The 11904-nt window shown below is 67.4% G+C and carries 10 protein-coding genes; 3 read left to right on the top strand and 7 right to left on the bottom strand.

Translation table 11 applies throughout. The annotated features are described in order from the left end of the window. Positions 1-136 precede the first annotated feature (136 nt). Positions 137-1375, top strand: coding sequence for an HNH endonuclease (locus TL10_RS20180; RefSeq protein WP_043987013.1), 1239 nt, complete (start codon positions 137-139; stop codon positions 1373-1375). 22 nt (positions 1376-1397) lie between these two features. Here TL10_RS20180 and TL10_RS32000 read toward each other — a convergent pair whose 3' ends face one another. Together TL10_RS32000 and glmS are read right to left on the bottom strand one after the other, a co-directional pair. Next, on the bottom strand, positions 1398-1526 hold the full coding sequence (locus TL10_RS32000) for a hypothetical protein (protein WP_267884356.1): 129 nt from the start codon (positions 1524-1526) through the stop codon (positions 1398-1400). Positions 1527-1551: 25 nt separating this feature from the next. After that, positions 1552-3420 (bottom strand): glutamine--fructose-6-phosphate transaminase (isomerizing), encoded by a 1869-nt coding sequence (glmS, locus tag TL10_RS20175; RefSeq protein WP_043400872.1) that lies wholly within the window; start codon positions 3418-3420, stop codon positions 1552-1554. Positions 3421-3505: 85 nt separating this feature from the next. On the opposite strand from glmS, the gene TL10_RS20170 reads away from it, so the two are divergent. Continuing rightward, on the top strand, positions 3506-4357 hold the full coding sequence (locus TL10_RS20170) for a dienelactone hydrolase family protein (protein ID WP_043400869.1): 852 nt from the start codon (positions 3506-3508) through the stop codon (positions 4355-4357). Between the two features lie 106 nt (positions 4358-4463). Here the strand turns inward: TL10_RS20170 and TL10_RS31995 are convergent, their stop codons facing one another. Together TL10_RS31995 and TL10_RS20160 are read right to left on the bottom strand one after the other, a co-directional pair. After that, complete coding sequence (locus TL10_RS31995; protein WP_043987012.1) at positions 4464-5867, bottom strand: hypothetical protein; 1404 nt, start codon at positions 5865-5867, stop codon at positions 4464-4466. A gap of 2 nt (positions 5868-5869) precedes the next feature. Beyond that, a complete protein-coding gene (locus tag TL10_RS20160; protein WP_043987011.1) occupies positions 5870-6166 on the bottom strand; it encodes a hypothetical protein in 297 nt (98 codons plus the stop codon). Positions 6167-6273: 107 nt separating this feature from the next. Here TL10_RS20160 and TL10_RS20155 point away from each other — a divergent pair, with 107 nt between their 5' ends. Continuing rightward, entirely contained in the window at positions 6274-6849 is a 576-nt protein-coding gene (locus TL10_RS20155; protein ID WP_043987010.1) for a 3'-5' exonuclease family protein, read from the top strand. An 11-nt stretch (positions 6850-6860) separates the two neighbouring features. On the opposite strand, the gene TL10_RS20150 is transcribed toward TL10_RS20155, so the two are convergent. From TL10_RS20150 to TL10_RS20140, 3 genes are read right to left on the bottom strand one after another with little or no spacing between them, the layout of a single operon-like run. Further along, positions 6861-8714: a putative nucleotidyltransferase substrate binding domain-containing protein gene (locus tag TL10_RS20150; protein WP_043987009.1), complete on the bottom strand. Its 1854-nt coding sequence runs from the start codon at positions 8712-8714 to the stop codon at positions 6861-6863. Between the two features lie 19 nt (positions 8715-8733). Next, the gene (locus TL10_RS20145) at positions 8734-10320 is read right to left on the bottom strand and encodes a GMC family oxidoreductase (RefSeq protein WP_043987008.1); all 1587 of its coding nucleotides are present in this window, start codon (positions 10318-10320) and stop codon (positions 8734-8736) included. A gap of 51 nt (positions 10321-10371) precedes the next feature. Then, the gene (locus tag TL10_RS20140; RefSeq protein WP_043400853.1) at positions 10372-11892 is read right to left on the bottom strand and encodes an APC family permease; all 1521 of its coding nucleotides are present in this window, start codon (positions 11890-11892) and stop codon (positions 10372-10374) included. Positions 11893-11904: the final 12 nt, after the last annotated feature.

Genomic DNA, 11904 nt, shown 5'->3' with positions numbered 1-11904 from the left:
CCGACGCCCCACTGCATGACATTGAACGCCTACCGGAGATCGATCAAGAGTTGTTGCCTAGCAACACCTTTGGCGAATTCTAGCCACCGGGTCCACTTAAGCAGATAAGCAGTACATATGTTCGATAAGATTGGGTATGGGAGTCACACGAGATCTCAGCGCCAGTCTCGACGTCATCCGGGGCTCGGTCGTCCCCGATGAGATGGCCGGGGGCGACGCCTTGGAGACGATGCGGGTTCTACTGACGTTGCGGAATGTGGTTGATCATCTGGCGGCGATGGTTGCTACTGCCTTGGGGCGGCTTGGTGTGGCGTCGTCGCAGGGGCGGACGCCGCGGGAGCTGTTGATCAGTCTTGGGTGCGCGCCGTCGGTGGCCGAGCGGCTGGTCCGGGCTGGTGCGGCGTTGCCGTCGCTGCCGACTTTGGTGGCACATGCTGCTGATGGGGCGATCTCGGGTGAGCATGTCGATGCGATCATCAAGGGCATCAATCACATTAGGGCGCGGTCGCCAGGTCCTGTTGATGAGGCTGCCCGGTTCGAACAGGTCACCGACCTGCTCGGTCAGTTCTTCTCGGGGGCCACGCCGGCCCAGATCGGTGACCGGGCCCGCCGGCTGGGGAACCGGGTGGCCGCCGCCGAGGGCGGCGTGCCCGCGGCCGAGGACCGCTCGATCAACACCGTCGACCATCGCGTGACCAGTGACGGCCGGCTACAAATCCGCGCGGACCTGGATGCCGAGGTCGGCGCCAAATACGTCGCGGCGATGGAGGAGTTATCGCCGCCGCGGCCCGAACCGGACGGCAGCCCGGATGTGCGGTCGGCGGGGCGGCGGCGTGCCGATGCGTTGGAGGCGGTGCTGGATATCGCCGCCCGCGGCGGTGACGTCGCCAGCGCGCCGCGCACGCAACTACTGCTGACGGTGCCCGCGGACACCCCGGACCTGGCCGAGTTGGAGTTCATGGGGCCGATCAGCGCCTTGACCCTGGACCGCCTGACCTGCGACACCGCGGTCACCACGGTGCTGGTCGACGGCGAACAGGTGCCGCTGGACATGGGACGCGAGAAACGCCTGTTCCCGGCTCATCTACGCAAGGCCCTGTACTTGCGTGATCAGTGCTGCATCAAATGCGGCGCACCCCCGGGACGCACCCATGCCCATCACATTGTGCATTGGACCCACCACGGCGAAACGAGCCTGAGCAATGGCTGTCTGCTGTGCCCGGCGTGCCACGCCAACATCCACCACGACGGCTGGCACGTCGTCATGGGCATGGACAAACATCCGTGGCTCATCCCACCCGCCACCGTCGACCCGCACCGGCGACCCATCCCCGCGTACAACCGCCGCACCATGCGGCTGGACGCCGCTGCCTAAATACGTTGTGCACCTTGATAACTCAATAGTGTTGCCGGCCGCCCGGCCGCGCGGCGACCACGTCGAACCCGTCGTCGGCGTTGAACACCCCGAGTTGGGGCGCCGCCGACGCGACCAGACGGCACCGCACGTGCCCTGGCGGCACCTGCACCGTTGCGCCGACCCGCTCGGCGCGCCTACTCGACGGTGACCGACTTCGCCAGGTTGCGGGGCTTGTCCACGTCATAGCCCCGCTCACGGGCCACCGACGCAGCGAACACCTGGAGCGGGATGGTCGACAGCAACGGCTGGAACAACGTCGAGGTGGCCGGGATTTCGAAGATGTAGTCGGCGTACGGGCGCACCGTCTCGTCGCCTTCCTCGGCGATGACGATGGTGACCGCACCGCGGGCCTGAATCTCGCGGATGTTCGACAGCAGCTTGGCGTGCAGCATCGCGGCGCCCTTGGGCGACGGCATCACCACGATCACCGGCAGACCGTCGTCGATCAGCGCGATGGGACCGTGCTTGAGCTCACCGGCAGCGAAGCCCTCGGCGTGCATGTACGCCAGCTCCTTGAGCTTGAGCGCACCTTCGAGGGCCACCGGGTAACCGACGTGCCGCCCCAGGAACAGCACCGTGGGCGACTTCGCGAACTGCCGCCCCAGATCGGCGATCGGGTCCAGCCGCTCGAGTACCTGCTCGACCAAGGCCGGCATGGCCTCCAACTCGCGGTATTCGCGGGCTACCTCGTCGGGGTACTTGGTGCCGCGGGCCTGGGCCAGCGCCAGGCCGACAAGGTAGTTCGCGGCCAACTGGGCGAGGAAGGTCTTGGTGGCGGCGACGCCGATCTCCGGCCCGGCCCGGGTGTAGAGCACCGCGTCGGCTTCGCGGGGAATCTGCGAGCCGTTGGTGTTGCAGATGGCCAGCACCTTGGCCTTCTGGCCCTTCGCGTGCCGGACGGCCTCGAGGGTGTCCGCGGTCTCGCCGGACTGCGAGATGGCGATAACCAGCGTGCTGCGGTCCAGCACGGGGTCGCGGTAGCGGAACTCGCTGGCCAGCTCGACCTCGACCGGGAGCCGGGTCCAGTGCTCGATGGCGTACTTGGCGAGCAGGCCGGAGTGGTACGCGGTACCGCAGGCGACGATGAAGACCTTGTCGACATCGCGCAGCTCCTGGTCGGAGAGCCGCTGCTCGTCGAGGACGATCTTGCCGTCGACGAAGTGGCCGAGCAGCGTGTCGGAGACGGCCGTGGGCTGCTCGGCGATCTCCTTGTACATGAAGTAGTCGTAGCCACCCTTTTCGGCGGCCGACAGGTCCCAGTCGATATGAAAAGGCCGAGCACGGTCGGACGCATCAGCGCCGTCGAAGTCCAGCACCTGGTAGCCGTCCGCGGTGATCACCACGGCCTGGTCCTGCCCGAGCTCGACGGCGTCGCGGGTGTATTCGATGAAGGCCGCGACGTCGGAGCCGATGAACATCTCGCCGTCACCGACACCGACCACCAGCGGGGTGGACCGGCGGGCCGCGATGATGGTGCCCGGCTCGTCGGCGTTGGTGAACACCAACGTGAAGTGACCCTCCAGCCGGCGCAGCACGGCCAGCACAGACGCGACGAAGTCGCCGGCCGTCGGCCCCTGCCGGTAGGCCTGCGCCACCAGATGCACGGCCACCTCGGAGTCGGTGTCGCTCTGGAACTCGACGCCGTCGGTTTCCAGCTCGGCGCGCAAGACCGCGAAGTTCTCGATGATGCCGTTGTGGACCACCGCGAGCTTGCCGCTGGCATCGCTGTGCGGATGCGCATTGCGGTCGGTGGGGCGTCCATGGGTCGCCCAGCGGGTGTGCCCCATGCCGGTGGTGCCTTCGAGCTCGGCGGCATCGGTTTCGGCCAGCGCCTCTTCGAGGTTGGCCAATCGGCCGGCGCGCCGCCGGATGGTCAGGCCGCCGTGGCCGTCGGCCAAGGCGAGACCGGCGGAGTCATAACCGCGGTATTCCATCCGTCGCAGCGCGTCGACCACGATGTCGCGGGCCGGCCGTTGCCCGACATAGCCGACGATTCCACACATGGTTATTCAGGGTAGTGCAGCCGCTGGGGTGCCGGACTGCGCCCGCATCGCGCACAATGCGCAGGCACTGCGCTAACGTCATCGGGTGGCCAAGACGAAGCAGCTCTTCGGTGCCTTGACGCGCCGCGGCCCGCACCGCGTTCTGCGCGGTGACCTGGGTTTTGCCGGCCTGCCGGGCACTGTCTACACCCCGGAGTCCGGGCTGAATCTGCCCGGTGTGGCATTCGGTCACGACTGGTTGCAGGGTGTCGGACGTTACAACGGCACGCTCGAGCATCTGGCGTCCTGGGGCATCGTCGCGGCGGCGCCGGACACCGAGACCGGCATCGCGCCGTCGGTGCTGAACCTGTCCTTCGACCTGGGCACCACCCTCGACATCATCACCGGGGTCCGACTGGGGCCCGGCAAGATCAGCGTGCACCCGACGAAGCTGGGCCTGGTCGGGCACGGATTCGGGGCGTCGGCCGCGATCTTCACCGCCGCCGGTCTGGGCTCGTCGGCCAATCCGCCGAAGGCGGTCGCCGCGGTGTTCCCGACCGCCAGCAAGCCCGAGGCCGATCAGCCGGCTGCCGGTCTGCGCGTCCCCGGCCTGATTCTGAAAGCGCCGGGCGCCGAGCTGACCATCCAGTCCAATGCCACCGAGCTGGCCGCCGCGTGGCGGACCGCGACGGTGCGGACCGTCGACAAAGCCGTGCCGGGCGGGCTGGCCGAGGGCTTCCGGCTGTCCAAACTGGTCGGGATGCCCGGCGCCGATCGCCGCACCCAGAAGACGGTGCGGGCCCTGTTGACCGGTTACCTGCTGCACCAGCTGACCGGCGACAAGGCGTACAAGGATTTCGCCGACGCCGACGTGGTGCTGCCGAAGACCGTTGCCACCGATCCCGACGCCGAGCTCCCCGCGCTGGAAGACAAGGTCGCCGCCCTGCTGAAGGGCTGACCTTCTGGCGGCCGGCCGGCCGGAAGCGTTCACCCTGTGCTGACGGCGTAGCGCACTCGAGCAAGCACGCCCTGGATACAGGACCAGCGGTGATGTGCGGGCCTGATCAGTCCCCCGCCAGCGGCAGCTGATCGGCCGCGATCTGACACGGCGTCTTGGTCGTCGGATCCTCCTGTTGGGCAATAGGTTCCACTGGCGGCATGGCTGGCTGCGGGGGCAGGGTCGGCGCGGGTGGCGCGGGTGGCGCGGGTGGCGGCTGAACCGGGTCCGAAGGAGGTGGCTCGACGGACTGCTCGTCGGCTTCGGCGGCCATCTTGTCGGTGCCTTCGTCCACCTCATCGGTCTCGTCGGTCTCGTCCTCTTCGTCGGCCTCTTTCTTCTCCTCGTCCTCGTCAGGGTCCTCGTCGTCGTCCTCGGCTGGGTCGGTGCCGTCGTCCAGTCCGAGGTCGTCTCCCAGACCGTCCTTGATCTCGTCGAGCCCGCCAAATCCGGACGAGTCCGGCGCCAGCCCTGCCATGGACCCGAGCGCTCCCCCGATGGCATCGGTCAGCTGTTGACCCAAACTGCCGACGCCCGAGCCCAATCCGAGGTCTGCGGGCATACCGGTGCCGGCTGGAGTTGCAGCCGCGGCGCCGAGCGCCGGCTCCGGCACCGCCGCCGTTCCGAGCGCTTGCTCCGGCGCTGCAGGCGCTCCTACAGGCGCTTCGGCCGACGGCGCCGGCGGAGACGACGGCGTCAAACTCGCCGCGGTACCCAATGTTCCGAACGGCGTCGCCGCTGCGGCCTGATACGTCGGCGCAGCGGGCGGCAGGGACGACGGGGGTGGCGCCCATTCGGGTGTCACGACGACGGGCACCGCGAACGACACACTCGCCGGGGTGACCGCGCCGATTGCCGAATCGTAGCCTGCCACAACGGCTTCTGAGGCGTCCCGCAACGCGGGTAGCAAGTCCCCGGACACCACGCGAAGCACGAAAGGCTTGAGTTGCTGATCGACGATCTCGCTGGCGGTCGCCACATCTCCGGCTCCACCGAGGACCGCGCGGGCCGCCGCGCCCCACTCGTCACGACGCCCCGAAGCCTGCGCATCGGCCCGCAGCACCGCGTCGACCTTGGTGTCGACGGCACGCCACAGTTCGTCACGCAGCGTCGTCAGCGCCTGGGCGCTGCGCTGCAGGTGCGCGACCACATCCTCCGCTGCGACCGTCAGCGTGCGCAGAAAATCGGCGGCAGCGTCGCCACCTGTACCGGACCACTGCACCGTCAGCTCCCGATATCCGTTGCCCTGCAACCGCAATGCGTCCTGCGCGACAACGGCGGCAGCCTCGAGCGAGCGGGCATCGGCGGCCAGCGCGGCGAGGTCCAGACCGCTCTCGGCTCGATACAACTCCAGCAGTGACGCGGAAGCCGGCATCCCCAATACCTGGCAGGCTGCCACATAGTCGTCAAGAGCAGTCAGCGCGCGGTCGCCCTCCGCGAGCCGCCCGGCGACGTCGAACGTCGACGCCATCGTCAGACCAACCGGCCGGCGAGGTCCGCGTCGGCATCCTCGTATCTTGCCGACGAAACCCGCAGTCCCGCTGCGGCTTCCGCCGAAGCGGACGCCCAGGCGCGAAGCTGATCGGCCGACTGATCCAGCGCGGCGCGTAGGGCGGCCGCCCGCGCGGCGTGGTCACGCCCACCGCAGAACCCGTCGAAGTACCACCGCAGCAACGGGGCCACCGCCAGAGCATCGGCGACCGCTTCACAGCGCTGCGCGATGTCCCGCACACCAGAGGGGTCTATCCGAGCGACGTCACGTTCTCCCATGCCTTGCTATGACGCGCGGCAAGGCCGTTCGGTTCCATCGAAACGGAAAAAATCTGGGGAATGCCGTTTCGCGCCTCTGCGGCGGCCGACGGCGATAGCCTGCAACGATGAAACCGCTGGTCTTCCTGGATACGGAGACCACCGGTCTGCACGCCGACCGGCAACCCTGGGAAATCGCCATGCTCCGGCGCGACGACGCCGGCGAATCTCGCATCGTGATGTACATCGATCTGGCCGACCTCGATCTCGACGCCGCCGAGCCCGCGGGCCTGCGCATCAGTCGCTTCGCGAGTCGCCACCCCCAGGTCGTCTACGGGCCCATTCACCTCCCACTGGTCCACCGCGAACACGAGGCCGCGGAGATCGTTCGTGACTGGACCATGGACGCCACCATCGTCGGCGTGGTGCCCAGCTTCGACACCCACTGCCTACGCAAGATGCTGGCGCGTCATCAACTGCTGCCGGGCTGGAGTCCCAAACTCGTCGACGTCATCGCATTGGCCGCCAGGCACGTCCTCGACTACGGCCGCACCCCGGAAAGCGACTCGACACAGCTGTCGCGGCAGTGCGGAGTCCGGCCGCCCGGCGCCAGTTGCCGCCACACCGCGCTCGGCGATGCGCGCTGGGCGATGCGTTGGTACGACCAGCTGGCAGGCCGCCTGGTGTCTCGACTCGCCCAGTAAGGCAAGCGAACTCAGCGCAATCCGGGATGTGTCCCCGATTGCCGCGCCCGCCGCTGAACCGCGGCGATCTCGCGCAGCCCGTCACCGAGCAGACTCCGGTTGAGCGGGGACAGATCGCCGACGGTGACCACGTCGTTCGGGGTGCGCCCGTCGGCGATCAATTCGACCTGATGCGTCAACCGCATGCGTTGCAGCATGACGAAAACTTCTGTGAGAGTTCGGGAATCCCGTTCCGTCAGCGCACCTGTGCTCGCCGCCGCCGCGAGCCGGGCCGGCGTCGACGCCGAGGTCATGTCCGCGGTGAGGCCACCCCACCGGGCCAGGTTGACGATCGGCGTCACCGCATGAGTCTTCAGGTCGAAGGTGCCTCCGCGCCGCGACAGCACATCGCGCAGGGACCACGCGCGCACCTTGCCGGACAGCGCATCCAGCAGTTGCAGGCGCAGGGCGTTCGGATGTTCGTCACGCATCCGGCGGAAGACCGTGGGCACGGTGTGCAATGCCCGGTTGCCCCACACCACGCGGCCATCGATCAGCAGTGAGGACAGGATCAAACCCTTGCCGCGCAACGGATCATCGAGCCAGCCCTCAGCGGCCTGCACCCAGTCCGAGGCCGACCGCGCGAATGCCTTATGCGAGGCGATGGCGCCGTTGCTGTCGGCCGGTAGACCGCAACCATCCAGGATGGCGTGCGCGCGGGCCGCGATGGAACGCAACTGCGCGCACTCGGCATCGCAGCTGTCACTCCAACTCAGCGCACTGTCCACGTCCGAGGACGGCATGGCCTCCCGACGGGCGATGCTGCCCAGCGTGAGCCAGGCGAACTGATCCTGTGTCGGTCCGGGTCCCGCTTCAGCCAGAGCGAGTTCCAATGCCTTGCGCACCAACGCATCCAGCACGATCGACGAGATGCTGCTCGCGGCCGACGCCTTCGTCCCGGTGCGGAACAGATCGACCGCGATCTGGGTCACCTCGCGGCCATGCCGCTGCAACGCGGCGGCGTCGGGCGCCTGGGCGATCGCCCGGCGCAACACGAAGCTCTGGCGGGCTGAGGCAGCCAGCAGGTCGACGTCCTCCAGGACGCCCAACACCTCACCGCGCGGCGACATCACCGGCATATGACGCATGCCGCGCTCCAGCATGTCGAACAGCACGGTCTCGGCGGTACGGTCGGCGGTCACCGTTTGGGCCGGCGCACTCATCACCTCGGTGATCGGCACGTCGACCGGTAGCCCCGCCGCGACGACCCGAGACCGAAGATCACGGTCGGTGAAGATCCCGACACCGCCCTCGCGCAGCCGGATCAGGGCGTACGACACCCGCTGCTCGCTCATCTGCACGACGGCGTCGCGTACCGATACGCCCGGGTCGACGATCAGTACGTCACCGCGCACCAATTCGCTGACCGATCGCGAATCGGCGGCGCGGGCCGCCGGCACCTGCGGTGTCGGCGCCGCGGACGAGGCCAGAAACCGCAGCCCGGCGGGCTTGGCGAACTGCGCGCGCACCAGTTCGCCGCGCAGCCGCAGGACTGCGGTGGATTCTATTGCCCGGGCGAGGAATTCGACTCCCCCGCCGGTGAGCATCGGCACGTAGCCGAAGATGCCGCCGGGCCCGATGGTGTCGAACACCTGCCCACCACCGGCCCCGCCCACCTCCTGCAGATTCACCGAGCCGGTGAGGACCATCCAGATGTCATCGGGGACGTGGCGAGAGAAATCCGCGATGACCGCTCCGGTCGGATACGGCTCCACGGTCGACTGCGCCACCAACTCGAGCAACTCGGTGTCGCTGGCCGTCTGGAACGGCGGATGCGCACGGAGAAACTCCACCAGCTCCGGAGCCGATGCGGGAGATGCGGTCACCCCGCCATCGTGCCCTACGTCAGGTCGTACGAAGCAGATCGACGCATTTCTCCGCCATGGTCATCACGGTGATGTTCGGATTCACCACTGGCAGCTTCGGCATCGCCGAGGCATCGACCACCCGCAGGTTGCGCACACCCTTGACGCGCAACTGCGGATCGAGCACCGCCATCGGGTCGTCCAGCGCACCCATCCGCGCCGTGCCGGCCGGGTGGTACACGGTGTTGTGCGTCTTGTAGATGTACGCGAGCAGTTCCTCGTCGGTCTGCGCATCCGGTCCGGGCGCGAGTTCACGGCCGATCCACTCCTGCAGCGGTTCCTGCTCGGCGATCTTGCGGGCCAGCCTGATTCCGGCGAGCATCACCTTCTCGTCGTGCCCCTCCGGGTCGGTGAAATAGCGCGGGTCGACCTTGGCCCGGTCCCGGAAATCGCGGGAGGCCAGCCGCACCGTTCCGCGTGAAAGACCCTGTGTCACATTGGGAGTCAGGCAGAACCCGTTGTCGGTGGTGGGATACCCGTGCCGCAGGGTGTTCATGTCGAACGGGACGCTGCCGTAGTGCATCATCAGGTCCGAGTGATCGGGGTTGTCGCCGGCGACCTCGGTGGTGGCGAACAGCCCGATCTCCCACCACTGGGTGGAATCGGTGACCATCGGCTTCGCTGCTTCCCAGAACACCAGGCCCTCGACATGGTCGTCGAGGTTCTCGCCGACCCCGGGAGAGTCGACCCGCACCGGGACCCCGACTTCGTTCAGGTGATCCGCCGGCCCGATTCCGGACAGCATCAGCAGCTTCGGGGTATCGATGGCGCCGGCGGTGACGACCACCTCCCGGGTGGCGTGGACGACGTCGTAGCCGGTGAGGTCCGGACGCTGGTACCGGATGCCCGTCGCCACCGGCTCGTCCCCGGAGTCGTCGAACAGGATCTCGGCCACCCAACTGTTGGTCAGCACCGTGAGGTTGGGCCGCGCCTGGAGGATCGGGTGCAGGTACGCGTGCGAACTGGACATGCGCTCGCCGGCCTCGTTGGCGTTGATCTGCAGCCAGCCGGCCGCATTGAGGTTCCAGTCGTCGCGGTTGAACTGCACGGTCTCGAGACCCACCTTGGCGGCCGCGTCGATCACGGCCTGACCGCACGGATCGTTCGGCGGTACATCGCGCAGCCGAACCGGACCCGAATCACCGTGCGGCACGCCCTGATACGTGCCGGTGGCGGTGTTGTTCTCTACCTTCGCCGTGAACGGCAGCACGCCTTCGGGACCCCATCCGGTGGCGCCCATCGCCTCCCAGTCACGCAGGCCCTGAGCCAGTGGCCAGAACGCGATACAGGAGTTGTGCGACGAACACCCACCGAGCACCTTCGCGCGGGCATGCCGCATGAAGCTGTTGCCCTTCTCCTGTGGCTCGACCGGGTAGTCCCAGTCGTAGCCGGAGTCCAGCAGGTGCATCCACTGGTTGAGGACGAGGATGTTCGGATCGTCGACGTCGCTCGGACCTGCCTCCACCAGACATACCGTGACGTCCGGGTCCTCGGACAGGCGCGCCGCGACGACACAGCCGGCGGTGCCGCCACCGGCGATCACATAGTCGAAAGTCTGGTCAGGCATGATGCGAACTCCTCGAAAATTGTTCAGGCAGAAGGGGATCGGCTCAGTGGGTCATTCGTCGGTGAATGCCGAATGGGAGGCAAGGGTGCCAATGTGGTTGCGGCCCTTGATGAAATACCAGACCAGGCCCAGTCCGAGGATGACGCCGATGTACACGAACGCGCCCCAGGTGTTGTACCACGGGTCGCCATAAATGGCGACGCGCGGCCAGGCCAGGTTGATCGCCATCGCGACGCCCCACAGCACCGCGAAGATGTTGACCGGCAGGCCCCATTTGCCCATCGTGAAATAGCCGCCTTCCTTCAGGTCTTTCGGCGGCCACTGCCCCTGCAGACGCTTCTTCAGGAGTGGTCCGGTGACCATCAGGTAGGCCAGGTAGATCATGATGATCGCGATCGAGGTCAGCACCGTGAACACCTTGGGCTGCCCGAGGTTGACCACGAGGATCAGTACCGCGATGATGCCGATCACGACGGCCGGCACCACCGGCGCCTGGGTCTTGGGGTGGACCTTAGCGAGCTTCTCACCGAACGGCAGCGCGTTGTCGCGGGCCATCGCGAAGGTCAGCCGGATCGCCGCGGTGTGCACAGCCAGCGAACACACCGTCACCGCCACCACGATGCAGATCAGGAAGATGGTCCCCAGCGGACCCCACATCACCTTCTCGACGATGGACTGCAAGCTGCCGTCGGCACTGCCCAGCGCAGGGTCGTTGAGGTCGGGCGTGGCCATGATGGCGCCCGCGAGGATGGCGCCGCCGATCACGAACGATGCCAGGATGGCGCGCAGGATGGCCTTCGGTGCGGTGCGCCGCGGTTCGACGGTCTCCTCACCGAGCGAGCTTGCCGTGTCGAACCCGTACATCACATACAGCGACGCCACCGACGCCACCAGGAACGCGCCGAAATATCCACCGGGCAGGCCGGCGCCGTGGCCCTGGGTATCGAAGAACACGCTCGGTCCGCGCTTGATGTTGAACAACAAGATGACCGCAATGAGCACGGCCGCAATGAGTTCGATGAAGACGCCGGCGCTGTTGATCATCGCCATGAGCCGCACGCCGAAGGCGTTGACGACGGTGGTGAACACGATGAGGACGGTGCCCAGCAGGATCGCGTTGGCGGCAAAGTCGTACTGCCCGGTGCCGTCACCGATCACCTGGAAGCCGCGCCACAGCCGCGGCAGGTTCAGTTGCAGGGCCAACACCACGGCCGACAGGGTGACGATGGAGGCCGTCAACATCAGCCACCCCGAACTCCAGCCCACGATGCGGCTGCCCAGCTTCTTCGACCAGTTGTAGACCGAGCCCGCGACGGGGTACTTGGCGGCGAGTTCCATGAAACACAACGCGACCGCCATCTGCCCGATGAAGACCATGGGCCACGACCAGAGGTAGGCCGGACCGCCGTTGCCGTAGCCGACGTAGAACAGCTGGAAGGTGCCGGTCAGGATCGAGATATAGCTGACCCCGGCCGCGAAGCTAGCGAATTTTCCGATGCTGCGGTCCAGCGATTCCTTGTAGCCGAAATCCTCGAGTCCGCCGCTGTCCGTATCAGTGAGGTTCTGAGTCATGAAGTTGTGTCC

It is taken from the genome of Mycolicibacterium llatzerense, from assembly GCF_000878195.1.
In the GTDB taxonomy this organism is placed as follows: domain Bacteria; phylum Actinomycetota; class Actinomycetes; order Mycobacteriales; family Mycobacteriaceae; genus Mycobacterium; species Mycobacterium llatzerense.
The sequence above is the reverse complement of the archived record's forward strand: the minus strand, read 5'-3'. Positions and strand labels throughout refer to the sequence as shown.